This is a genomic window from Pedobacter nyackensis (genome assembly GCF_900176505.1).
Lineage (GTDB): Bacteria > Bacteroidota > Bacteroidia > Sphingobacteriales > Sphingobacteriaceae > Pedobacter > Pedobacter nyackensis.
On the sequence record NZ_FWYB01000003.1, the window covers coordinates 411,678 to 436,407 of the forward strand.

Annotated in this window: 27 protein-coding genes; 20 read left to right on the forward strand and 7 right to left on the reverse strand. The window is 38.6% G+C overall.

The annotated features are described in order from the left end of the window. Nucleotides 1-3: 3 nt before the first annotated feature. From pheS to hemH, 10 genes are all read left to right on the forward strand, one after another. Complete coding sequence (gene pheS / locus B9A18_RS09715) at nt 4-1,041, forward strand: phenylalanine--tRNA ligase subunit alpha (protein ID WP_084289074.1); 1,038 nt, start codon at nt 4-6, stop codon at nt 1,039-1,041. Then, nucleotides 1,041-1,457, forward strand: a complete 417-nt coding sequence (locus B9A18_RS09720) for a Rieske (2Fe-2S) protein (protein WP_084289075.1) — start codon at nt 1,041-1,043, stop codon at nt 1,455-1,457. The genes pheS and B9A18_RS09720 overlap by 1 nt, the downstream gene beginning before the upstream one ends. Beyond that, a complete protein-coding gene (locus tag B9A18_RS09725; protein ID WP_084289076.1) occupies nt 1,457-2,032 on the forward strand; it encodes a TetR/AcrR family transcriptional regulator in 576 nt (191 codons plus the stop codon). The genes B9A18_RS09720 and B9A18_RS09725 overlap by 1 nt, the downstream gene beginning before the upstream one ends. Before the next feature lie 115 nt (nt 2,033-2,147). After that, the gene (locus tag B9A18_RS09730) at nt 2,148-2,258 is read left to right on the forward strand and encodes a phenylalanyl-tRNA synthetase subunit alpha (RefSeq protein WP_084289077.1); all 111 of its coding nucleotides are present in this window, start codon (nt 2,148-2,150) and stop codon (nt 2,256-2,258) included. 155 nt (nt 2,259-2,413) lie between these two features. Further along, nucleotides 2,414-3,868: a 23S rRNA (uracil(1939)-C(5))-methyltransferase RlmD gene (gene rlmD / locus B9A18_RS09735; RefSeq protein WP_084289078.1), complete on the forward strand. Its 1,455-nt coding sequence runs from the start codon at nt 2,414-2,416 to the stop codon at nt 3,866-3,868. A gap of 13 nt (nt 3,869-3,881) precedes the next feature. Continuing rightward, nucleotides 3,882-4,286, forward strand: coding sequence for a hypothetical protein (locus B9A18_RS09740; protein WP_084289079.1), 405 nt, complete (start codon nt 3,882-3,884; stop codon nt 4,284-4,286). A 174-nt stretch (nt 4,287-4,460) separates the two neighbouring features. Further along, the gene (locus tag B9A18_RS09745) at nt 4,461-4,970 is read left to right on the forward strand and encodes a phosphoribosyltransferase family protein (protein ID WP_084289080.1); all 510 of its coding nucleotides are present in this window, start codon (nt 4,461-4,463) and stop codon (nt 4,968-4,970) included. Between the two features lie 26 nt (nt 4,971-4,996). Next, nucleotides 4,997-5,962: a hypothetical protein gene (locus B9A18_RS09750; RefSeq protein WP_084289081.1), complete on the forward strand. Its 966-nt coding sequence runs from the start codon at nt 4,997-4,999 to the stop codon at nt 5,960-5,962. A gap of 57 nt (nt 5,963-6,019) precedes the next feature. Continuing rightward, nucleotides 6,020-6,868: a 4-hydroxy-3-methylbut-2-enyl diphosphate reductase gene (locus tag B9A18_RS09755; protein ID WP_144009446.1), complete on the forward strand. Its 849-nt coding sequence runs from the start codon at nt 6,020-6,022 to the stop codon at nt 6,866-6,868. Between the two features lie 73 nt (nt 6,869-6,941). After that, nucleotides 6,942-7,955, forward strand: a complete 1,014-nt coding sequence (gene hemH / locus B9A18_RS09760) for a ferrochelatase (RefSeq protein ID WP_084289083.1) — start codon at nt 6,942-6,944, stop codon at nt 7,953-7,955. Here hemH and B9A18_RS09765 read toward each other — a convergent pair. After that, on the reverse strand, nt 7,952-9,175 hold the full coding sequence (locus tag B9A18_RS09765) for a 3-deoxy-D-manno-octulosonic acid transferase (protein WP_084289084.1): 1,224 nt from the start codon (nt 9,173-9,175) through the stop codon (nt 7,952-7,954). The genes hemH and B9A18_RS09765 overlap by 4 nt on opposite strands. A 63-nt stretch (nt 9,176-9,238) precedes the next feature. Between B9A18_RS09765 and B9A18_RS09770 the strand changes: the two genes are divergently transcribed. Genes B9A18_RS09770 through rfbB form a run of 5 tightly spaced genes read left to right on the forward strand, consistent with a single transcriptional unit; the run spans nt 9,239 to nt 14,216 of the window. Beyond that, complete coding sequence (locus B9A18_RS09770; RefSeq protein WP_084289085.1) at nt 9,239-10,549, forward strand: UDP-glucose dehydrogenase family protein; 1,311 nt, start codon at nt 9,239-9,241, stop codon at nt 10,547-10,549. Next, entirely contained in the window at nt 10,549-11,538 is a 990-nt protein-coding gene (locus B9A18_RS09775; RefSeq protein ID WP_084289086.1) for a UDP-glucuronic acid decarboxylase family protein, read from the forward strand. The genes B9A18_RS09770 and B9A18_RS09775 overlap by 1 nt, the downstream gene beginning before the upstream one ends. Nucleotides 11,539-11,545: 7 nt before the next feature. Beyond that, complete coding sequence (gene galE / locus B9A18_RS09780) at nt 11,546-12,568, forward strand: UDP-glucose 4-epimerase GalE (protein WP_084289087.1); 1,023 nt, start codon at nt 11,546-11,548, stop codon at nt 12,566-12,568. Beyond that, nucleotides 12,569-13,135, forward strand: a complete 567-nt coding sequence (locus tag B9A18_RS09785; RefSeq protein ID WP_084289088.1) for a hypothetical protein — start codon at nt 12,569-12,571, stop codon at nt 13,133-13,135. It begins immediately after the preceding gene. 28 nt (nt 13,136-13,163) lie between these two features. After that, a complete protein-coding gene (gene rfbB / locus B9A18_RS09790) occupies nt 13,164-14,216 on the forward strand; it encodes a dTDP-glucose 4,6-dehydratase (RefSeq protein ID WP_084289089.1) in 1,053 nt (350 codons plus the stop codon). Nucleotides 14,217-14,225: 9 nt separating this feature from the next. On the opposite strand, the gene B9A18_RS09795 is transcribed toward rfbB, so the two are convergent. Further along, nucleotides 14,226-15,458, reverse strand: coding sequence for an ABC transporter permease (locus tag B9A18_RS09795; protein WP_084289090.1), 1,233 nt, complete (start codon nt 15,456-15,458; stop codon nt 14,226-14,228). A gap of 90 nt (nt 15,459-15,548) precedes the next feature. Then, a complete protein-coding gene (locus B9A18_RS09800; protein WP_084289091.1) occupies nt 15,549-15,902 on the reverse strand; it encodes a HesB/IscA family protein in 354 nt (117 codons plus the stop codon). A gap of 106 nt (nt 15,903-16,008) precedes the next feature. On the opposite strand from B9A18_RS09800, the gene B9A18_RS09805 reads away from it, so the two are divergent. The 3 genes from B9A18_RS09805 to dnaA all read left to right on the forward strand — a co-directional run bounded on the left by B9A18_RS09805 (nt 16,009) and on the right by dnaA (nt 19,714). Next, nucleotides 16,009-16,539 carry a DUF7935 family protein gene (locus B9A18_RS09805; RefSeq protein ID WP_084289092.1) on the forward strand — a complete coding sequence of 177 codons (531 nt, stop codon included), beginning with the start codon at nt 16,009-16,011 and terminating at the stop codon, nt 16,537-16,539. A gap of 2 nt (nt 16,540-16,541) precedes the next feature. After that, entirely contained in the window at nt 16,542-18,089 is a 1,548-nt protein-coding gene (locus tag B9A18_RS09810) for an acyl-CoA mutase large subunit family protein (protein WP_084289093.1), read from the forward strand. 194 nt (nt 18,090-18,283) lie between these two features. Next, nucleotides 18,284-19,714: a chromosomal replication initiator protein DnaA gene (gene dnaA / locus B9A18_RS09815; protein ID WP_084289124.1), complete on the forward strand. Its 1,431-nt coding sequence runs from the start codon at nt 18,284-18,286 to the stop codon at nt 19,712-19,714. A gap of 70 nt (nt 19,715-19,784) precedes the next feature. Here dnaA and B9A18_RS09820 read toward each other — a convergent pair whose 3' ends face one another. From B9A18_RS09820 to B9A18_RS09835, 4 genes are all read right to left on the reverse strand, one after another. Next, nucleotides 19,785-20,333, reverse strand: coding sequence for an NUDIX hydrolase (locus B9A18_RS09820; RefSeq protein WP_200816338.1), 549 nt, complete (start codon nt 20,331-20,333; stop codon nt 19,785-19,787). 12 nt (nt 20,334-20,345) lie between these two features. After that, nucleotides 20,346-21,113 (reverse strand): TPM domain-containing protein, encoded by a 768-nt coding sequence (locus B9A18_RS09825; RefSeq protein WP_084289094.1) that lies wholly within the window; start codon nt 21,111-21,113, stop codon nt 20,346-20,348. A 3-nt stretch (nt 21,114-21,116) separates the two neighbouring features. Then, nucleotides 21,117-21,560, reverse strand: coding sequence for a TPM domain-containing protein (locus B9A18_RS09830; protein ID WP_084289095.1), 444 nt, complete (start codon nt 21,558-21,560; stop codon nt 21,117-21,119). 83 nt (nt 21,561-21,643) lie between these two features. Beyond that, entirely contained in the window at nt 21,644-22,225 is a 582-nt protein-coding gene (locus B9A18_RS09835; protein ID WP_084289096.1) for a LemA family protein, read from the reverse strand. 182 nt (nt 22,226-22,407) lie between these two features. On the opposite strand from B9A18_RS09835, the gene B9A18_RS09840 reads away from it, so the two are divergent. Continuing rightward, the gene (locus B9A18_RS09840; RefSeq protein WP_084289097.1) at nt 22,408-23,949 is read left to right on the forward strand and encodes an NAD(P)/FAD-dependent oxidoreductase; all 1,542 of its coding nucleotides are present in this window, start codon (nt 22,408-22,410) and stop codon (nt 23,947-23,949) included. A gap of 118 nt (nt 23,950-24,067) precedes the next feature. After that, nucleotides 24,068-24,427, forward strand: coding sequence for a CoA-binding protein (locus tag B9A18_RS09845; RefSeq protein ID WP_084289098.1), 360 nt, complete (start codon nt 24,068-24,070; stop codon nt 24,425-24,427). The last annotated feature ends 303 nt before the right edge of the window (nt 24,428-24,730 follow it).

The following is a 24,730-nucleotide window of genomic DNA, read 5'->3' on the forward strand; positions in this document are numbered from 1 at the left end:
CCCATGTTACAAGATAAGATAACACAGTATACTGCAGAGATCAACGCTTTTTCTACAGCGAATGCCGACGAATTAGAACAATTCCGCATAAAATTCCTTGGTACAAAAGGAATAATCAAAGATATTTTTGATGAGTTTAAAGCTGTTTCACCTGAGGAGAAAAGATCCCTGGGGAAGGTTTTAAATGAATTTAAGCAATTGGCAGAAGCTAAATACCAAACGCTTAAAGAACAGAGTGAGGTAGCTGATACTTCGACAGATTCTGGCTTAGACTTAACTTTGCCGGGTGAAGGTTTCGAAGTGGGTTCGCGTCATCCTTTGGCATTGGTAAGAAGAGAGATTATTGAGATTTTCAATAAACTTGGATTTGTGGTTGCTGAAGGACCAGAGATTGAAGATGACTGGCATAATTTCTCCGCTTTAAACTTCCCTGAAGAACATCCTGCGCGTGATATGCAGGATACATTCTTTATCAGAAAAGGTGGAGAGAATGGTGATATCGCATTGCGTACACATACTTCTTCCGTTCAGGTGAGAATGATGGAAGCAGGAAAACCACCATTCAGAGCAATCATGCCAGGACGTGTTTATCGTAATGAAGCAATCTCGGCAAGAGCACATTGCTTTTTTCACCAGGTAGAAGGTTTGTACGTAGATGAGAACGTGTCTTTTGCTGATTTAAAGCAGACGTTGTTCTATTTTGTTCAGGAACTTTATGGTGAAGGTACTAAAGTGCGTTTCCGCCCATCTTACTTTCCATTTACAGAGCCATCAGCAGAGATGGATATTTCTTGTACAATTTGTAAAGGTGATGGCTGCCAGATGTGTAAGCATAGTGGCTGGGTAGAGATACTAGGCTGTGGCATGGTTGATCCTAATGTTTTGGATAATTGTAATATTGATAGTAAAAAATATAGTGGATTCGCATTTGGAATGGGTATCGAGCGTATTGCAAACTTGAAATTTGAAATAAAAGATTTACGCTTGTTCTCTGAAAATGATGCAAGATTTTTAAAGCAATATAAAACTTCATTGATTTAATGAAGCGTATTTCCGGCATACTTTTGTTGGTTTTGGCGTTGATAGGATGTGGTAAAGAGAACCTGGTGATCCCTAATGTGCCGGTTAACTTTAGTGCACAGCTAACGGATCCAAGACTGATCAGGTTGAGTAGTCCGGGTGGTGCAGTTTCTTTTGATAACTACGGAGTTGCTGGTATAGTGATATATCGGACGCTTAGTGGTGGCTATGTGGCTTACGACAGATGCAGTACCGTTAATCCGGAAAAAAGATGCGCTGTAACGCTGGATGACCCGAGTTTTACGGTGACAGATAAGTGTTCAGGTGCAAAATACCTGCTGGAAGATGGCACTCCTGCTAAAGCGCCAGCCGAGGTATCGTTGAAAAAGTACAATACGTTTATTGCAGGGAATAATACCATACATGTAACCAATTAATGGAACCAGAAAAAATAAAAGAAAGCATAGTTAGGGCTGCTAAAGAGTTGTTCAGGAAGTACGGTTATCATAAAACAAGTGTTAATGAAATCGCCAGAAAGGCTCGCATAGCCAAAGCTACCATATATAAGTATTTCGAAAGCAAGGAGCAGATACTGGATGCCATATTAATGGATTATCTGGATTTGAACCTGCATGAAATATTAAAAAATAAAGCCCAGTTTGCTGATGAGGAAGAACACCTGAAAGCACTGGTTATGAAAACCTGCAGACTTACCTATACGGTTTGCAATGAGTTTATTGGTTGGGATTTTGTGCGTGAGAATGCAAACTCGCAGGAGTTTTTGAAGCATCTGTCTGATCAACTGGAATCACTTCTGCTTTCTGCTTACCTTGAGCTTGATCATTTTAAAAATCATCCTTCTCGCAGGGAAGGACTTGCATTTTTACTAAAAGCCAGTAAAAATATTGTGTTTTCTTTCGCGTTCACATCCGTTAGCGATTCAGACGTTCGCAAGAACTTTGTCAGTTTTCAGAAAGAATTGCTTCCTTTCTTAGTAAAAGCAGCTTTATAAAACGTACTGCCAGTTAAAATTAATTGGCAGATTTCTTTACATAACTTTAATATATACCGATTCGGTTTTTGGTCTAAAATAGGCTACCTTTGTTGCGTTATCATACTTTAGCACAATGAGTAGAGAGGTTTTAGAAATTTCGGTGTTGGTAGAAGAGAAGTTTGATGTGAAATTTGATTTGGAAGAAGGTCTTTTGGGAATAATCCTTAGCTTCTTTAGCAAGTAAGATTTGGTGTCTTTATCTCTGGTTCGAATGTTGCATTCTGCGGCAATAGGGATGTTCTGTGTTTGGAAATAAAGAAAGTACCCGGTACTTCAAGAATAACAGAATGACGAAAGGGGTATGAACAAATAGAAAAAAACCTGTATTTTTGCAAAATAATGAGTAGAAATAGAAAAGCCGGAACGGTAACCATCATTCCTAATTTAAGTATTATTGATATTGCCGAAGAAGGTAAAGGTGTAGGTAAAGCTGATGAGCTTGTTGTTTTTGTAGAAAAAGCCGTGCCGGGCGATGTGGCAGATGTACGCATCGTTAAAAAGAAAAAGAATCTTGCTGAAGCTGTAATTGAAACCCTTCATAAGAAGTCGGAATTAAGAACAGATCCTTTTTGTCAGCATTTTGGTACTTGTGGGGGTTGCAAATGGCAACACATGGAGTATGATGCTCAATTGAAATTTAAATATAAAAATGTAGAGGCCGCCTTACAACGCCTTGCGAAGATAGATACCATCGGGATGGAGCCTATTCTGGGTTCTGCCGAAAATAAATACTATAGAAATAAGCTGGAATATACTTTTTCTAATAAACGCTGGTTGAATAAGGAGGATATGGCAGAAAGGTCTGAAGAGACTGATGCCAGCAGCCCTAATCCGGACATGGAAATGAATGCTCTTGGTTTTCATGTACCATTGCGTTTTGATAAAATATTAGATATTCAACATTGTTATTTACAAGCTGAGCCTTCTAATACGATCAGAAATCAGGTTAGAGATTACGCTTTAAAGGCGGGTCTGAGTTTTTATGATTTACGTAACCATGAAGGAAGTTTAAGAAATCTGATCATCCGTACTTCTTCAACCGGAGAAGTGATGGTAGTAGTTGTTTTTGCTTATGTTGAACAGGAGCAAATTAATGGTCTGATGGAGTATCTGAAAGGCACATTCCCGGAGATTACATCTTTGTTGTATATTGTTAATCAGAAAAAAAATGATACCATTTTTGATCAGGAAGTAATTACCTATGCTGGTAGAGACCATATTTTTGAGGATATGGAAGGCCTGAAGTTTAAAATTGGCGCAAAATCTTTTTATCAGACAAACTCTGATCAGGCTTATGAATTGTATAAAATTACAAAGGAGTTTGCCGGATTTGCGGGTGATGAACTGGTTTATGACCTTTATACCGGTGCCGGTACCATTGCTAATTTCGTAGCACGTAGTGTAAAACAGGTAGTTGGAATTGAATATGTACCTACAGCCATTGAGGATGCGAAGTTTAACTCTAATCTAAATGAGATTGACAATACGATTTTCTATGCAGGTGATATGAAAGATATCCTGACGAGGGAATTTATTGCTGAACATGGTAAACCTGATGTGGTGATTACCGATCCGCCAAGAGCAGGAATGCATGCTGACGTTGTAGTGCGATTGTTGGAGATGGAAGCAGGTAAAATTGTTTATGTAAGCTGTAATGCTGCTACACAAGCCCGTGATCTGGCCTTGCTTAAGGAAAAATATGATGTAGTACGGATTAAGCCTGTTGATATGTTTCCACATACACAGCATGTTGAAAACGTAGTGTTATTAAAGTTTAGAGGAATACAATCCTAATATTTTTTTAGAGATGGATATAGAAGAATTATTGCCGCAACAGCCGGAAGGTGGCAAAGCAGAGCAAAAGAAGAGCCCATTGGTAAGCCTGGAAAAAGACCTTGAATTATATGCAGACTCTTTGAAAGAGGTTGCTATTGAAATTAAAGTTGAAGGCATTTCTGCTAATCCGATTTTTATTGCACACCAGCATACTGTAAGTATCGGTGAGGTGATTTTGGACAGGAAGGAATTAAATACTGAGTGGACCATTCAAGTATCCACTTTGGAGGAGTTTGTACAAAAAGGAATTATTAATCCGGAGAAAAAGACATTGTTCCTGAAAAGCTATAAAAAGCCGGAAGACTATATGTGCGTATTTGTGATTGTTCCCGAAGGTGCTAATTTTATTTACTATCCTTATAAGGCCAAAGGATAAGCCTTTGGCCTATAAAAAAGAAATCCCTATCCGGGCAAACATGGATAAGGACTACTAAAAACTACCAATTAGACATCGCTACCGCTGAAAGGTTTCATGATTCAGAAAATATTTTTAAATATTTGAATATGAATCTTAAAATCGTTCTTTTGTAGCATAGAAATAAGGCAAAAAATGGCAGGATCCCAATTACTCATTCTTGATAAAAAGCAGATACAACAGAAAATAAACCGAATTGCCTATCAGATACTGGAAGACAATCTTACGGAAAAGGAGATTGTGCTGGCTGGTATCTGGGACAGGGGATATAAACTTGCGTTGAGATTGAAAAAGGTATTGACGAAAATCTCTGACCTTAAGGTTACCATGCTTAAGATCGAGCTGGACAGGAAAAACAGTAAATTAGTAGCCAATACCGATCTGGAGGAAACACAATGGAAGAATAAGGTGATTATTCTTGTTGATGATGTTTTAAACAGCGGAAAAACACTTGCTTATGGACTTGGGGTGTTCTTGAATACGCCACATAAGAAGATCAGAACAGTGGTGCTGGTAGACAGAAGTCATAAAATATTCCCTATAGCTACAGATTTTGTAGGGCTGAAAATGGCTACTGTTTTAAAGGAGCACGTTGATGTGATTATGGATGTTGAAGGCGAAGAGGATCGCGTTTATTTAAGCTAATCATGTTATAGAAAGGGAGATACTGTATGCTATTATTTGTTTATGCAGTTCTCGTTTTTCTGGTTTTAAGATTTAGTGTTACCTTATTCAATTTCCTTTCTAACCCAAAACTCGGGTATTACGGCAAGCATTTTACAGAGCAAGTTTCTGTAATTGTTTTAACTTCATTAGCAGAAAATGATGTGGAGGAATTGCTTTTTTCAGTCGAAAATCAGGATTATCAATATACAGAAGTTATTGTTCAACAAGGGGAAAGCATCCCTGAACTCGTTAACCGGGCAACAGGAAGATATCTTTTGTTTACATCATCCGGTGTTACGCTACAAAACGGGTTAATAAATAGTCTGATTTATCGCACAAAGGTATTTAACCTCGGTGTTTTAAGTTTGATTCCTACGTACAAAGCTTTCGGTTTTATCGAGAAATGTTTGTATCCATTGAGCGATTTTTTGTTGCTTAACCTGTTGCCATTAAGATTGATCAGGTTAAGTGGCCTTCCTGCATTTACAGCTGGTAATAGCGACTGCCTGTTTTTTGATTCGGCAACTTATAAACGCTACAATTGGCATGAAAGGTTGAACGGCAAATTTCCGGAGGCAATAGAAATTATAAAAATGGTAAAGCAGCAGCAACTGAAGGCGGAGGTTTTACTGGCTAATAAATTTATCTATCATCGTATAGATCTGAAGGATATGGCAGGTTTCTCCAGGAGTTTGTTGCAGACTTTTTCGGATAGTAATTTAGCCATGCTGATGTATTTGGCGCTCGTTATTGTTGGCCCTGTTGTAGTGGTGTTGTTTAGCCTTAATCCGGCATTAGCAGTCCTTTTATTCGGACTGATCTTCCTGACAAGAGTCATGATTGCATTTTTAACTGCACAAAGTCCCATTTTGAATGTATTGTTGCATCCGATACAAATGGCGATGTTGTTTGTGTTATTGCTTAGAGGGGGATGGGAGCGTGCGAAGGAGTCAATTAAACGTAAGAAATAGAAAAAACAGGCAGATTTTATGTAAATTTGTAGCATCTCATAAATAACAAATATGTCAGTGAAACACAATTTAGCCGTAACTATAGATAAAGCTTCGGGCTTTTGCTTTGGGGTAGTTTATGCTATAGATATGGCTGAGGATATATTGGACAACGAAGATTATCTGTATTGCCTTGGCGACATTGTGCACAATGATGAAGAGGTTAAACGTTTAACAGATAAGGGGCTCAGGATTATAGATCATGAGCAATTGCAGCATCTTCACAAAGAAAAGGTTTTGATTCGTGCACATGGTGAAGCGCCTTCTACTTATGAGCTTGCGTTAAATAATGAACTGACTCTGATAGATGCTTCTTGTCCTGTTGTACTAAAATTGCAAAACAGAATCAAGAATTCTCATGATGATGAGGAGCAGATCCTGATATTTGGAAAGCATGGACATGCGGAAGTGATCGGCTTACAGGGGCAGACAGATGGTAAGGCTATCGTTTTTCAGGATATTAAAGAACTGGACGGTGTTGATTTACCAGCTAAGTTTACGCTGTATAGTCAAACCACAAAGAGTACAGATAAGTTTTATGAGATTAAGGATGAACTGATCGGAAGGGGCTATGATGTGAAAGCAAATGATACCATTTGCAGACAAGTGTCTAACCGTTATGGAGATTTAGAGAAATTTGTTGCAAATTTTGATAAGATCCTTTTTGTTTCCGGTAAAAAATCCTCGAATGGAAAGGTTTTGTACGACGTGTGCAAAAAATATAATGAGCACTCTTATTTTATTTCTAATATTGAAGAAATAGATATGAATTGGTTCTCAGCCAACGACAACGTCGGCATCTGTGGAGCAACATCAACGCCAATGTGGCTTATGGAAGAAGTAAAAGCTTATCTTCTTCATCATTAAAAAGTAATTATTCCTTTTCGGGTAGATGATAAAACGGAAAAACGGTTTGAATGGTTAATTTTGGGGAATAATTATGGGAAAAAAGGGTGTACTTTTAGTGAATTTAGGAACTCCGGATAGTCCGGAGGTTGGTGATGTGCGTAAATATCTTGATCAGTTTCTGATGGATGAACGTGTAATCGATATCAATGCTTTTAATCGTACTCTATTGGTTAAGGGTGTTATTGTTCCATTTCGCAGTCCGAAAACTTCAAAGCTTTATAAAGAGATTTGGGATGAGAACGGCTCCCCATTATTATACTTCAGTAAAATACAGGCCGCATTGGTGCAGGAACAACTTGGCGATGAGTACCATGTAGAACTGGCTATGCGTTATCAGAACCCGTCTATCTTGTCGGCTTTGGAAAAGATGAAAGCCGGTTTGGTTGAAAGCATTAAAGTTATTCCGTTATTCCCTCAGTATGCTTCTGCAAGTAGTGGATCGGTAATTCAACTGGTGATGGAACTGGTTAGTAAATGGGCAACCATTCCCGCTATTAGCTTCGTAAACTCTTTTCATGATAATGAATTGATGATTGAAACTTTTGCAGAGAATGCTAAAAAGTATCAACCGGAAACATTTGATCATGTTTTATTTAGTTTCCATGGGCTGCCTGAGCGCCAGTTATTGAAATGCGATCATACTGGGAACTATTGTTTGAAAAAGGACAATTGCTGTGAGACCCTAAATGATACAAATAAAATGTGTTATTCTGCACAAGGACATAATACAGCGAGACTTATTGCTGAAAAAATGAATCTTTCCAGAGCAGATTATACGGTTTGTTTCCAGTCGAGATTGGGGAAAGAACCATGGGTACAACCTTATACAACTGATGTTTTAAAGAAACTGGCTGTTGAAGGTAAAAAACGACTTTTGGTGTTTAGCCCTGCTTTTGTTGCCGATTGTCTGGAAACCCTTTACGAAATTACGGTTGAATACCATGAAGAGTTTAAAGCTCTAGGTGGAGAACATGTTCAATTGGTAGAAAGTTTAAATGACGATCCGAAGTTTATTCAGGCTTTGGTTGACATGGCTAAAGGTTAGAAATATTTAGATAAATACTTAACAATCTGATCTGTAGAGCCGGTTTTAGATGTTACATAATTCTTTGCAATAAGGCCTTTTTCAGGTGTTTCAGTAAGGATTGAGAAAGCCGTTTCCAGTTCGTTCAAATTACTTATACTTTTCGCAGCGTCTAATTTAATCAGGTCTTTCGCTTCCTGAAACTTATCGTATTTCGGACCGAATATAACTGGTATGCCAAATGCTGCAGCTTCCAGGGTATTGTGGATGCCGACACCGAAACCTCCTCCGATATACGCAATTTTTCCGTAGTAATAAAGGTTGGATAACATTCCGATGTTGTCGATGATGAGCACCTGGTGATTGGTTGCAGGGTCATTAATAGTCGCAAATGTGGAGTACTTTATACCATGCGGGAATAGTTTTTCTATTTCATGGATATGGTTAACACCTATTTCATGAGGTGCTATGATGAACTTCCAGTCGGGGTGTTTTTTACAAAGCAAGGCAATAAGTTGTTCGTCTTCCGGCCAGGTACTTCCCGCTACAAATACCGGAGCTTTCCCGCAAAATTTTTCAATAACATTTAGTTTTTTCGGTGTGACTGCATTTTCAGCAACACGATCAAACCTTGTATCGCCACTTAATGTCGCATTTTGGATATTGATACCTTTTAACAGTTCGATACTTTCTTGATTTTGAACAAAAAAGTGACTCACATAGCTTAGGATTTTTCGGTGAAAGGAACCATAAGGTTTGAAAAAGATCTGATTTGGTCTGAATATCCCTGATATAATTAATAATGGAATGTTGTTTTTATCCAGTTCCTTAAAATAGTAATACCAGTATTCGTATTTGGTAAAAATAGCCAGCTCAGGATTAAGTGTTGCTATTAATCGTTTTGCATTTGATGCGGTGTCTAACGGTAAGTAGAAAACGCCATCCGCCAATGCGTAATTTTTCCTAATCTCATAGCCTGAAGGAGAGAAAAAAGTAATGACGATTTTTTTATTGGGATATTGTTCTTTTACTTTTTCAAGTACAGGTCTGCCTTGCTCAAATTCGCCCAATGATGCGAAATGAAACCAGATGTGTGGGCTGCCAGCCTTTATTTTCTTTTCAATATTTGGAAAAATATTCTTTCTGCCATTTATGAAAAGTGAAGCTTTGGTGTTGAATAGGGAAAAGATCCTGATTATTAAGCTATAAAGTTGAATTGCAATGTTGTAAAGCCAAAGCATTTTGTTTGTTTATTTATTATCTTAGCCGAAGATACTTTAATATAATTAAAACAGGATTAATATATGAAAATAGCCGTTATCGGAACAGGGTACGTAGGGTTAGTAACAGGTACTTGCTTATCTGAAACAGGAAATGATGTAATTTGCGTAGATATTGACGAAGCGAAAGTTTTGAAGATGCAAGGTGGGCAGGTTCCTATATACGAACCGGGACTGGATGTTCTGTTCCACAGAAATATTGCTCAGGGCCGGTTGACTTTCACTACAGATCTTGCTTCTGCAATTAAGGACGCACAGATTATATTTATGGCATTGCCTACGCCTCCTGGAGGAGATGGAGCTGCTGACTTGTCTTATATTTTAGGAGCGGCAAAAGATATTTCCAAACTGGTTACCGAATATAAGGTTATTGTTAATAAATCTACTGTTCCGGTTGGAACAGCTGATAAGGTGCAAGCAGTTTTTACTGAACATACAGCTGTAGAAATTGATGTAGTATCTAATCCTGAGTTTTTACGCGAAGGTGTTGCCGTAGAGGATTTTATGAAGCCTGATAGGGTGGTTATTGGAACTAGAAGTGAGAGAGCTCAAAAATTAATGTCAGAGTTGTATGGGCCATATGTTAGACAGGGGAATCCAATCCTGTTTATGGATGAGCGCTCATCTGAGTTGACGAAGTATGCTGCTAACTCTTTCCTGGCAACCAAGATTACTTTTATGAACGAGGTAGCTAATTTATGCGAAATTGTTGGGGCTGACGTTGATGCGGTACGTAAAGGAATCGGATCTGATGCAAGGATCGGGAAACGCTTTTTGTTCCCTGGAATCGGTTATGGTGGTAGCTGCTTCCCTAAAGATGTGCAAGCCCTGGCTAAATCTGCAGACGAACATAATTACGATTTTCAAATACTGAGATCTGTGATGGAAGTAAATGAAAAACAAAAGACCATATTGGTTGATAAACTGCTAAAGTATTATAAAGGAGATCTTAAAGGCAAACATTTTGCTTTATGGGGACTGGCATTTAAGCCTGAAACTGATGATATCCGTGAAGCTCCATCATTATATATTATTGATGAATTGCTGAAACATGGTGCAACTGTTAGTGCGTTTGACCCTGAAGGGATGAAAAATGTTAAAGCAATTTTAGGGGATAAGATTAAGTATGCTGTAAATCAGTATGATGCTCTGGTAGATGCGGATGCTTTGTTGATTGCAACAGAATGGTCTGTGTTTAGAAATCCTGATTTTGAAAGAATGGAAGAGAGCTTGAGCAATAAGGTTATTTTTGACGGACGTAATTTATATGATCTGCAGAAGATGATTGAACTAGGGTATTATTATAATAGTGTTGGCCGTAAGCTTATAAATTAATGAAACGTAAGAAAGTTTTAATTACCGGGGCAGCCGGCTTTTTAGGTTCGCATTTATGCGACAGATTTATCAAAGAAGGATATTATGTAATTGGGATGGATAATCTGATTACCGGCGATCTGCAAAATATTGAACATCTATTTGGTTTGGAGAACTTCGAGTTTGCACATCATGACGTTTCAAAGTTTGTACACGTATCCGGTAAGCTGGATTATATCCTGCATTTTGCTTCACCGGCAAGTCCGATCGACTATTTAAAAATTCCTATCCAAACCTTAAAAGTAGGTTCATTGGGAACGCATAACCTGCTTGGTTTGGCGAAAAATAAAAATGCAAGAATGCTGATCGCCTCTACATCTGAAGTTTATGGTGATCCGAACGTAAATCCACAGCCAGAAGAATATTGGGGTAATGTAAACCCTGTTGGTCCAAGGGGTGTATATGATGAAGCAAAGCGCTTCCAGGAGGCCATGACTATGGCTTATCATACATTTCATGGTGTAGAAACCAGGATTGTAAGGATATTCAATACTTACGGACCAAGAATGCGACTAAATGATGGAAGGGTATTGCCTGCATTTATCGGCCAGGCTTTGCGTGGCGAAGACCTTACTGTATTTGGTGACGGTTCTCAGACCCGTTCTTTTTGCTATGTGGATGATTTGATAGAAGGGATTTACCGCTTGCTGCTTAGCGATTATGCTATGCCTGTGAATATTGGGAATCCTGATGAGATCACCATTAAACAATTTGGTGAGGAAATTATCAAGCTTACCGGAACCCAACAGAAAATGGTATTAAGAGATTTGCCAGTTGATGATCCGAAACAGAGACGCCCAGATATTACAAAAGCCAGAACTATTTTGGGCTGGGAGCCTAAAGTGAGCAGGGAAGAAGGATTAAAAATTACTTACGAATATTTTAAATCCTTGCCTGCTGAGGCTTTAGTGGATAAAGAACATAAAGATTTTACAAGATATAACCGTTAATAAAAGCATGTCTAAAATATTAGTAACCGGTGGAACCGGTTTCATAGGATCACATACAGTTGTTGAATTGCACAATGCTGGTTATGAAGTGATCATAGTTGATGATTTTTCTAATTCTAATCCTAAGATACTTCAGCAATTAGAAACAATTACGGGTAGCAAACCTGAATTTGTGGAATTGGATTTATGTGATGAGGCTAAGGTAAAAGATTTTGTTTCGCAACACAATGACATTACAGGTGTAATTCACTTCGCCGCTTTTAAGGCGGTTGGCGAATCTGTACAACAACCTTTAAAATATTACAGGAATAATTTCTATTCCTTAATTAATCTAATCAATGCTTTTAATAGCAAAGTAAATTTGGTTTTTTCTTCTTCTTGTACTGTTTACGGACAACCTGATGTTTTGCCGGTTACCGAAGATGCGCCTACAAAAAAGGCTGAATCACCTTACGGTAACACCAAACAAATTGCAGAAGAGATATTGCAGGAAACTTGTGCCGTAACTCCGGAGCTTAAGGTTACGTCTCTACGTTATTTTAATCCGGTAGGGGCTCATGCTACTGCTTTAATAGGTGAACTTCCAATTGGTGTTCCTCAAAATCTTGTACCTTTTATCACGCAGTCGGCCATAGGTAAACGCGGTCCGATTACAGTTCATGGTAATGACTACAATACACCTGACGGTAGTGCCATAAGAGATTACATCCATGTTGTGGATTTAGCAAAAGCACACGTTGCAGCGATTAAGCGCCTGGAAAGTAAGAAAGCAACAAGCAATTATGAAGTGTTTAACCTTGGTACAGGTAAAGGCTCGTCGGTATTGCAAATTATTGACGCATTTGAACAATCAACCGGTGTGAAATTAAATTATACTATCGGACCGAGAAGAGAAGGTGATATAGAGAAAGTTTGGGGAGATGTAACAAAGTCTTCAACAAACCTGGAATGGAAAGCAGAACTTGGTTTGAATGAAATGATGTCATCAGCCTGGAAGTGGGAACAATATTTACAGGATAATCCTTTTTAAATGCTGTTGAGTGAGCATAAAGACCTGAAGCAGGAGATCAAATCCCTTCCTGAAAAGGAAAAGGATAAGCTATTGCTCAGGTTAATTGCTAAAGACAAGGTTTTAACGGAACATCTTCATTTTAAGCTACTGGAAGATGAGCATGACCTGGTAACGCGACAAGAACTGCTCTTGCATAGCATTGATGAGGGGATTGCTGATTTGAGGGCTAGTAGAAAGTTGAATTCAAAGGAAACACTGTTAAAAATGAGGAAATTAAATGGTAGCATTAACCATCATTTCAAGGTAACGAAGGATTTAAATAGTGAAATGGAGCTTAGAATTCACTTGTTAAATGAGATGCCTGTTGGATTTGATGAGAGTGTCTTATCCTCTTTGTACAAGTTTAATGAGAAATTGAATGTTTATTTTGTTAAAACCACGATTTCTGTTTTAAATAAATACCATAAAATGCACGAAGATCTGCAGTTTGATCTGAAAGCATCTTTAAATACTTTGTTAGATAAAATACATAGCAATAAAATGGCAGCAATTGCGAAATCACTTGCTTTGCCAACAGAATTGTAATAAAACTTATAGAAAATAACATCAACCAATGAAAAAAATATTAATAACAGGCGGAGCAGGTTTTATTGGCTCTCATGTTGTGAGAAGATTTGTAAACAATTATCCTCAGTATGAAATTGTAAATCTTGATAAATTAACTTATGCAGGTAACCTGGCTAATTTAACTGATGTTGAAGATCAGCCAAATTATAGATTCATTAAAGCTGATATCACTGATGCAGCAGAGATAAATAATCTTTTCCAGAAAGAACAATTTGATGCAGTGATACATTTGGCAGCGGAATCTCATGTTGATCGATCTATTGCTGATCCTTCTGCATTTGTGATGACCAATGTTATCGGTACAGTAAACTTACTGAATGCTGCAAGGGAAATTTGGAAAGCTGATTTTTCCAGCAAACGCTTTTATCATGTTTCTACTGATGAAGTATACGGTGCATTAGGTGAAACCGGAATGTTTACTGAAACTACTGCTTATGATCCACATAGTCCTTATTCGGCTTCAAAGGCAGCTTCAGATCATTTTGTAAGGGCCTATCATGATACTTATGGTCTGGACGTAGTGATTTCCAATTGTTCAAATAATTATGGCTCACATCATTTCCCAGAGAAATTGATTCCTCTTGCTATTAACAACATCAAAAATAACCAACCTGTTCCTGTCTACGGAAAAGGTGAAAATGTTAGAGATTGGCTTTGGGTAGAAGATCATGCCAGGGCAATTGATGTGATTTTCCATGAGGCTAAAACAGGAGAAACGTATAATATAGGCGGACATAATGAATGGAAAAATATTGATCTGATTCATTTGTTATGCAATATCATGGATGAAAAGTTGGGTCGTGTGCCAGGTGAGTCGGCTAAGTTGATCACTTTTGTTACCGATAGGGCAGGGCATGACCTGCGCTATGCTATCGACTCAACAAAACTTCAGGAAAAATTGAATTGGGTTCCCAGTTTGCAATTTGAAGAAGGTTTAGCCAAAACAGTAGATTGGTACCTTGAAAATGAAGAATGGCTTAGTAATGTAACCTCTGGGAATTACCAGGCTTATTACGATAATCAATATCAGGGGAGATAATCTTCCCATTTACTCATACCTTAAAGCCTCTACTGGATCCAGTTTAGAGGCTTTTTTTGCGGGGTAATAACCCGAAACAATACCTACAAGTACACACATCGCAAAACCTCCGAAAATCCATTTCCAGGGAATAATGAACGATCCACCCATACTTAGCGAGATGAGGTTTCCGATGGCAATACCCAGAAATATTCCGAAAACTCCTCCCATCAGGCAAATCATTATGGCTTCTATCAGGAATTGTTCACGTATTACGGCTGGATTTGCTCCTATAGCCTTCCTGATTCCAATTTCACGTGTCCTTTCTGTAACAGATACCAGCATGATATTCATTAAACCAATGGAAGCACCTATTAAGGTAATGATCCCAATAGCGATGCCACCCATAACGATGTATTTCAGGTTCTCAAATAGCGTTTGAGCCATAGCATCACTCTTGGTGATTTCGAAATTGTTAGGTTCAGTAATTTTTACTTTCCGAATGTTTCTAAATTGAGCTGTAGATTCCCCAATAACATTATCCATAATGTCGTTGCTGGGTACCATAACTGTTATAATGTAGGAAGGGTTTGAGCTGGAATTGATCAGTTTTGCTTTTAATAAAGGAACATATACGGCTCGATCGCCACTAAAGCCCATGCTTTGCCCCTTGGATGCGAGTACCCCAATTACTTTTAAACGACTATTTCCAACAGTAATCATTTTATCCAGCGGTGATTCATTTTTAAAAAGCTTCACGCTGATCTCACTTCCAATAATGCAGATGTTGTTTCCAGATTGTGTTTCTGCTAAATTAAAGTTGCGTCCCTGGGCAAGATCGAGGCCCTGGGCGTTTAGTCCATATTCATCTATCCCTTGTATACTAATGTTGGGGTTTGTTTTTTCAGTGCCGAATTTAACGGTAGCACCTCGACTGGCAACAACACTGACAGCTACTTTGGCAGGAGTATTTAACTGCTCCTTAAAAGCCAGGGCTTCCTCATAGCGGATGGATTTAAAGGGCTTTTGTCTTTGTCCGGATCCACCAATTCTAATGCCTGTACCACGATTTCTGATGGTGAAAGAATTTGCACCCATGCTGGAAAAAGCTTCTGTCATGCTCTTTTTGACAGCGTCAAGTGTAGTTAATATGCCTACAAGTGCCGATAAACCAATCGCAATGATTAGTGCCGTAAGCAGGGCTCTTAAGCGATTGCTTACAATAGACTGCATGGCTAACTTTAGGTTCTCGGTATAGGTCATTATAGAAGGATAAATATAGGAGCTAAAATAAAAAGTCCCGCTGTTAAGACAACGGGACTCACTATAATGTTACAAATTTAAAATCTCTTTTTATACAGAAAAGCTGGTTCCGCAACCACAGGTGCTTGCTGCATTCGGATTACTGAAAGTAAAACCTCTTGAGTTTAGGCCATCTTGCCAGTCTACCTGCATTCCCATCAAATACATTTGATGAGCTTTGTGCATGAATACCTTAATTCCATTGATCACAAATTCCTGATCACCTTCTTTTTTCTGATCAAACCCTAAAACGTAATTCATTCCAGAACAGCCTCCTCCTTCAACGCCTACACGTAAACCGAAATCTTCGGCTATTTCTTGTTGGTCTTTAAGTTTAAAAAGTTCTTTTACAGCTGTTTCTGTAAATGTTACAGGTGCAAATGCGGTATCTACTGTATTACTCATGTTATTTAGTTCGCCGTTAAAAATCTATTAATAGAGCAAATATAAATCAAAATGTACATTTTTGTCGGTAGTACCACTAATTATTACGGTATTCAAACAAAGCATAATGGACTTACAGAAATTTTTAACTGAAGCGGGTATATTGGTGATTGGAGGGGTGGTAACGGTTTCGGCTGCATACTATTTAATTAAGGATGATATCAAAACTTATTTCAGATTGAAATTCTCTGATCAGAAAAATGAAAAGGACAGCCCCTTATTATCTTTACGCTTACAGGCGCATGAGCGTTTGATTGTTTTTGTCGAACGCATAAACCCATCAAACCTGTTTATCAGATTGCACCATCAAGGTATATCACTACCCGAGTTGCAGGCGGCTGTGTTAAATGAAATCAGATCCGAGTACCAGCATAATATTACCCAGCAGTTATATGTCAGTTCATCTACATGGGATGTCGTTAAAAATCTTAAAGAAGATACCATTGCCATGGTTAATAATGGTGTGAAAAACTTGCCTCAGGATGCCACAGGCGTAGATCTGAGTCGAAAAGTTTTGCAACACATGGCGGGGATTGAAAATAACCCATATGATTTGACGTTGGATTTGATTAAGAAAGATATTCATCAGTTGTTTTAATTATGAGCAATAAAAAATTTACCACAACATCTGGCATTGAAATAAAAGAGGTATACACCAAACTCAATGCGCCAATTGAGGCACCAGGTGAATTTCCCTATACAAGGGGGATTCAAAAAGATATGTACCGTGGCAGATTGTGGACCATGCGACAGTATGCTGGTTTTTCAACAGCTGAGGAATCGAATAAAAGGTATCATTACCTGCTGAAACAGGGAACAATGGGGCTTTCTGTGGCTTTTGATTTACCTACTCAGATTGGTTACGATTCTGATCATGAGATGGCCGAAGGCGAGGTTGGAAAAGTTGGAGTGGCTATTGATTCTTTGAAAGATATTGAAATATTGTTTGATGGAATTGAGTTGGAGAAGATCACTACTTCAATGACCATTAATGCGACCGCATCAATTTTATTGGCGATGTATATTGCACTTGCAAAAAAACAAGGCGCTGATATCAGACAAATTTCGGGAACGATACAAAATGATATTTTAAAAGAGTACGCGGCAAGGGGTACCTATATTTACCCTCCAAAGCCTTCTATGAGGATCATTACTGATATTTTTGAATATTGTAGTAAAGAAGTGCCTAAATGGAATACCATATCTATTTCGGGCTATCACATTAGGGAGGCCGGATCTACCGCTGTGCAGGAGCTTGCCTTTACACTGGCTAATGGTAAGGCGTATTTAAATGCAGCTCTTGAAAAGGGATTGGATATCAATGTTTTTGCTAAACGTTTATCTTTCTTCTTTAATTGTCACAATAATTTCTTTGAGGAGATTGCAAAGTTCAGAGCTGCCAGAAGAATGTGGGCTAAAATTACAAAGGAACTTGGTGCTACAGATGAAAAGGCACAAATGCTTCGTTTTCATACCCAAACAGGTGGGTCGACCTTAACCGCTCAGCAGCCGCTCAACAATGTGATCAGGGTTACTAATCAAGCTATGGCAGCTGTGCTTGGAGGAACTCAATCCTTGCACACCAATGGATATGATGAAGCCTTGTCTTTACCTACAGAAGCAGCAGCAAAAATTGCATTGCGGACGCAGCAAGTTATTGCATTTGAGAGTGGTGTAACAGAAACTGTTGATCCTTTAGCCGGTTCTTATTTTGTGGAAACACTTACAGATGAAATTGAAGCAGCGGCACAATTGTATATTGATAAGATTGATGCTATGGGAGGCTCTGTCAATGCCATCGAAAATGGATACATTCAAAACGAAATTGCTGACGCAGCATATCAGTATCAGGTTGAGGTTGAAGAAGGCAGCAGGATAATCGTCGGAGTGAATAAATTTACTCAGGAGAAAGAAGGGATAAATGATGTGTTTACTATTGATGAATCCATTAGGACTATTCAAACTGAGAAAATAAACAAACTGAAGGCGGAAAGGGATAATCAGGCAGTTGAAAAGGCATTGAACGATCTGATGAATGCCGCTAAAAGTTCTGACAATTTGATGCCGTTTATACTGTCGGCTGTAGAGGTTTATGCTACCCTGGGGGAGATCGCGAATGTATTGCGCGACGTTTTTGGAGAGTACTAGAAAATATGTTAACAAATAGTTATCCACATAAAAAATTGAGGTTAACTACCTTAGCTCTCTGCTGTTTAAGTACTTAGATAATAAATGAAAATTAAGTTTTTTTTGTTGATAATTTTTTGAATATTCGATATCTCGAACGGGCTTATTTTAAACGCTCCTCTCGTTACTGTAAACCTAGAAATTATAGCATGACCATGGAAAAAACTTGTATCGAAGTATGGAAAAACTGTCTCCAAATCATAAAAGATAATATTCCGACCCAAAGTTTTAAAACATGGTTCGAGCCGATATCTGCATTGAAGTTGGAGGGTAATGTTTTGACGATACAGGTGCCTAGTTTATTCTTCTATGAATGGTTAGAAGAGCACTACGTGGGACTGCTAAGAAAAACAGTTAAAAAGCTGTTGGGTGATGAGGGAAGACTGGAATACAACATTGTTGTAGACAAGTCATCGGGTACTGGTTCTCCTTATACCACCAATATGCCAAGTAATGGAAATGGCGCTGAGGCAAAAAGACAATCTATGCCTATTCCAGTTTCCATAAATAAAGACATCAAGAATCCTTTTATCATTCCTGGTCTAAAAAAGCTGAATGTAGATCCCCAGCTAAATTCCAATTATACTTTTGAAAATTATATTGAGGGTGATTGTAATCGCCTGGCGCGATCTGCCGGTTATGCTGTTGCTGCCAAACCGGGTGGGACTTCCTTTAATCCTTTAATGATTTATGGTGGTGTAGGTTTAGGTAAAACGCATCTTGCACAGGCAATAGGAAATGAAATTAAAAGGAACATGCCAGATAAGCTGGTGATTTATGTTTCATGTGAGAAATTTTGCCAACAGTTTGTCGACTCGCTAAAGAACAATACCATTAACGATTTTGTTAATTTTTATCAGGCAATGGATGTCATCATTATGGACGACGTACACAACTTTGCGGGTAAAGAAAAGACACAGGATATATTCTTCCATATTTTTAATCATCTTCACCAATCAGGTAAACAGGTCATTTTGTCTTCTGATAAAGCACCTAAAGATCTGGCAGGTTTAGAGGAGCGCTTGCTAAGCAGGTTTAAATGGGGGCTTTCAGCAGATTTGCAAGTACCCGATCTGGAAACAAGAATTGCGATCCTACGAAAGAAGATGTACGCAGATGGAATTGAATTGCCTGAAGAAGTAGTAGAGTATGTTGCGCATAATATAGATAATAACGTTCGTGAGCTTGAGGGTGCTATGGTGTCATTACTTGCTCAATCAACATTAAATAAAAAGGATATCGACCTGGCATTGGCTAAGCAGATGTTGAAAAACTTTATCAAAAATACTTCTAAGGAGATCTCAATGGAGTATATTCAGAAGTTGGTATGTGAGTATTTTGAGGTGCCTGCGGATATGGTTAAGTCTCAGACCCGTAAACGGGAGATTGTTCAGGCGCGCCAGATTTCGATGTATCTTTCAAAAAGCCATACCAAATCATCGTTGAAAACAATAGGTGCTTTTTTCGGTGGAAGGGATCATTCGACAGTGATTTATGCTTGTCAAACGGTAGAAGATCTGATCGATACAGATAAAAAATTTAAAGGATATGTGCACGACATCCAAAAGAAACTGAAAATGGGCTAAACTAGCTCCATTTTACTAGAAAAGCCTGTAAGCATCAACTTACAGGCTTTTCTGCTTATAAACCTTTGTTTTATTGTTCTTCCAGTACCATTAAACCATAAAATAAAGCAGCGCAATGAAGTGCCTGATCTATCTTGTTCGCTTTAAGTAATTGCTTCACTTCGGCAATTGTATACTCCTCTACGTTTAAGATTTCATGCTCGTCTAAATTTTGTGCATGTGTTTTTACACCACCTTTTAATAGATAAGTATAGGTTATGTTATTCGCAGTTGCGGGATTTGGATGTAGAGTAGCAATAAGTTCCGCACTTTTAAAAGTATAGCCTGTTTCTTCAAGCAGTTCTCTCCTGATAGCATCTTCTGGCAGTTCATCGCCATCGATCACTCCGCCGGGTACTTCCAGAGAAACGATATCGGCTGCGTGACGGTACTGTCGGACCATGATGAGCTTACCATGCTCAGTAATAGCTATTGCATTCACCCAGTTTGGATATTCAAGCACATAATAATCGTCTTTTATGTTTCCATCCTGTAGTTTGCAGGAGTCTACTCTGAGCGTTGCCCATTTTTCTTTCACCAGATATGTTGATGAAAGTCTTTCCCATTTTAATATTTCCATTTGATGAATCAATTACCAGTCTCCGCTACTTCCGCCGCCGCCAAAGCTACCTCCGCCGAAGCCACCAAAGCCGCCGCCACTACTGCCACCGCCAAAACCACCTCCACCAGAACCTCTTCCGCCGCCTAACAACATACTCCAGAATAGTGCGTCAGCAACCCCGCGTCCGCCTATTACCTGACTTCCGCCACCGCCACCACCGCCTCTTTTGAGCATAATGATAACGATAACTACTATAATGATTACTATAAGTAATCCCGATCCTCCTTTGCCACTTTTACCTGCTTTGGGTTTATCGTTCTTATATTCCCCTTTGGTGTAAGCAATGATTGAACTCGTAGCAGCATCCAGTCCTTTGTAATATTCACCGGCTTTAAAATGAGGCTTGATATCATTATCTATAATACGCCTGGTATACATATCAGGTAACGCCCCCTCTACACCATATCCGGTTTGGATGGCGATTTTTCTATCCCCCAGGGCTACAACGATCATTACTCCATTGTCCTTACCCTTAGTGCCCACACCCCATTTTCTACCCAACTGCATGGCGTAGTCATTGATGTCATACTCTCCGACAGATTTTAACACCGCAATAGCAATCTGTATAGATGTCGAATCATCAAAAGCAACTAGTTTTTGTTCCAGTTGCTGAATTTGTTCCGCTGAAAGTGTCCCTGTATAGTCGTTAACCAGTTTATTTGGTTTTTCTGGAAAATCCTGGGCAAATCCCGCAAATGAAAGAATAATTAATAGTAAGGCTATGATTGTTTTTTTCATTGCCTAGCTCGTTTTGTGTTGGTCCATAAAAATAACGTGATTTGGTAGCTCATTGATATCATCCCCTTCAAAAGGGAAAAACGTAGCTAATTTCTCTCCGGCAAGTGTAATACCTGCAATAATGCCCTGCGCAATGTTGCCTCCCATGAAATGTGCCTTCATGGCTATTTTTGTAGTTTCCCAAAAATCAGAAGGGACAACCTTGTTAATGCCACTGTCGCCAATTATTGCAAATTTATGGTCGGCATAAGCGAGGTAGATAAGCACACCATTGTGCTTTGTTGTCTTGTCCATTCCCAGATTCGAAAAGTACTCGGTGGCTCTCGCGAAAGCGTCACCACTGCAATGTTTTTCGACGGCTACTCTAATTTCGCCTGAGGTTGCTTTTTCGGCTTCCGAAATTGCGCTTGCAATAAGCTCCTGGTCTTGTTCTGTAAATATACCCATGATTAAGATTGCTTTATATGAATAAGGGTAACGTGTGTTTTGATTATTAAACACGCATTACCCTTAAATGTTGTTATGGTATATTAGAATTCTACTTTCGGTGCTTTTTCAGCTCCAGCTTCGGCTTTAAAGCCTGCTTTCTGACCAAAACCAAATATCCCGGCCATGATATTGGTAGGGAATGATCTTATTTTAGTATTGTAAAGCTGTATAGATTCATTAAAATCTTTACGAGCAACTGCTATTCTGTTCTCTGTTCCGGCTAATTCAGCAGAAACATCTCTAAATTGTTCAGTAGCCTTTAATTGAGGATAATTCTCGGTAACCATTAATAGGCGACTTAAAGCCTGACTAACCTGACCTTGTGCTGCCTGGAATTTTTCAATGTTTTCAGGTGTTAATTTGTCTGGATCAATAGTTATTTGCGTTGCTTTTGCTCTAGCCTCTGTCACCTGTGTTAAAGTAGCTTGCTCAAATTTTGCGGCACCTTTAACGGTGTTCACTAAATTAGGTATCAGATCTGAACGGCGTTGGTATTGAGTTTCAACTTGATTCCACTTAGCTTTTACATCCTCATCAAGCTTAACCATGGTGTTATAACCACATCCACTCATTGTTACAACCAGGGCTAAAATACCCACTATTGCCAATACTGTTTTTTTCATTTTCTTTTGTTTTTGATTTTTAGCTTTAATGAAACCTACTTATGCAGGTTTCATGTGTTTCTTTAAGTTTTTTTTAAGCCGGTTGCTTGTCGACTAATTCTGTTAATAGTTGTTAATTTACACATTAGAACTCAATATTCGTACCTTTGTTACACGTTCAGGATAAAAACCTGACAACAGTTATGCAAAAGGTCATCGAAATTACCATGGCTCCCGAAGAATTGGAGTCTGAAACAATACTTACAAACAAACTCTCAACTGCCTTAAAAATAGATATAATACGGATTAAGGGACATCAGATCCTTAAGCGTTCTATTGATGCGAGATCAAGGAACGTAATTTATCGGTTACAGGTAAACGTGTTTATCGATCAGGAGCCAATGGCAGAGAATTTTACTGTAAACTATCAAAATGTCAGTAATGCTAAACCTGTAATTATAGTTGGTGCAGGTCCTGCCGGATTATTTGCGGCATTGCAATGTATAGAAAACGGACTTAAACCTATAGTTTTAGAGCGTGGTAAAGATGTAAAGCAACGTAGAAGAGATTTAGCCGCGATTAATAAACAGGGAATAGTAAATACGGAATCCAATTATTGCTATGGAGAGGGAGGGGCAGGAACCTATTCTGATGGTAAACTTTATACCCGATCTAATAAGCGTGGTGATATTAATAAAGTATTACGGGCCTTTGTTCAGCATGGCGCCACAGAAGATATTTTAATTGATGCGCGCCCTCATATTGGTACCAACAAACTTCCCCATATTATAACCGCAATTAGAGAAACTATATTAAATGCCGGTGGCGAGGTTCATTTTGATCAGAAAGTGACTGATATACTCGTAGATTTTGGAAAGGTGAAGGGCGCGGTGATTAATGGTGAAAATAAGCTGATGGCCGACGCGGTTATTCTAGCGACAGGTCATTCGGCGCGTGATATTTACGAATTACTTCATCATAAAGGTATCCTGGTAGAAGCTAAGCCTTTCGCTTTAGGTGTGAGGATTGAGCACCCACAGGCCATTATAGATGCAGCACAATATCATTGTGATATTAGAAGTGAGTTTTTGCCTCCAGCTTATTATAGCCTCGTAGAGCAAGTTGGCAGTAGAGGGGTGTTTTCTTTTTGTATGTGCCCTGGTGGTATTATCGCTCCATGCGCTACATATGAAAATGAAATTGTGGTGAATGGCTGGTCTCCTTCAAAAAGGAATAATCCTTTTGCAAACTCAGGCACAGTGGTGCAGATTACCTTAGATGACGTAAAAGGTGATGATCCATTAAGGATGATGAATTTCCAGGCGGCTATAGAGCGAAGTGCCTTTCAGTTAGGCGGGGGTAATCTTGTTGCACCGGCACAGCGTATGGTAGATTTTGTGGAGGGAAGACTTTCTATGGATTTACCTAAAAACTCTTATCTGCCAGGAACAAACAGTGTAATGCTTAAAGATACTTTGCCGGATTTTGTGGCTTCGAGTTTAAAAAATGCCTTGCCAGTTTTCGGAAAGAAGATGAAGGGGTACTATACAAATGAGGCTATTTTGGTAGGTGTGGAGAGCCGTAGTTCATCTCCGGTACGTATTCCTAGAGATCGGGATACATTTCAACATCCTCAGGTGTCTGGGTTATTCCCCTGCGCTGAAGGTGCTGGTTATGCTGGTGGTATTGTTTCTGCTGCCATTGATGGTGTAAATTGTGCTAATGCTATTTTAAAGGCAATCTAGTCAAACAGATTTTAATTGATTTTGTTATATACTGTGCAGCATTATACTGTTCTATAGTTTAAGTATAGGAGAGATTAATACCTGTAAACTGGAGTCCCTAAATATAAAAATTAAAAGGTTGAAGAAGACATTGATTATAGGAGCGACACCTAATTCGGGTCGTTATTCCTACCGTGCAGCATATATGCTTATAGCTAAAGGACATAATATTGTTAATATCGGTATTAAGAGAGGAGAAGTTGCGGGAGTTGAAATTGAAAAGCCTGGAGTAATCCATAATGATATTGATACGATAACTTTATATATAGGTCCACATCTACAAGATCAGTATTACGATTATATATTGCAAACTAAACCCAAAAGGGTTGTTTTTAATCCAGGTACGGAGAATGTGGAGTTAGAAAATTTGCTGAAGACAAACGGCATAGAAGCTATAGAAGCTTGTACGTTGGTTATGTTGTCTACCGGACAGTATTAGTTTTGTTTTTACAATATAATTATTATTTGAAGAGAGCCCTTGCGATGGTTAAATCGTAAGGACTTTTTTGCACTAAATCTTTTGGTTATGAAGGGCGCTTAAGTATAAATGTGGAGGATTATAGTATATACTATATGATTGTATACAATAGTCAGCGTGTCGTGTCATTATTAATGGGGATTAGTGTCACAGTGGATTTATCTGTTTTGTAGCTTGTGAAGGACGAATAGCTGATTCTGCTAAGTTATGTTGATTTTTTTGATGATTAGCTGAAGATGGGGTACTGTTGTAGTACGCGTTTTC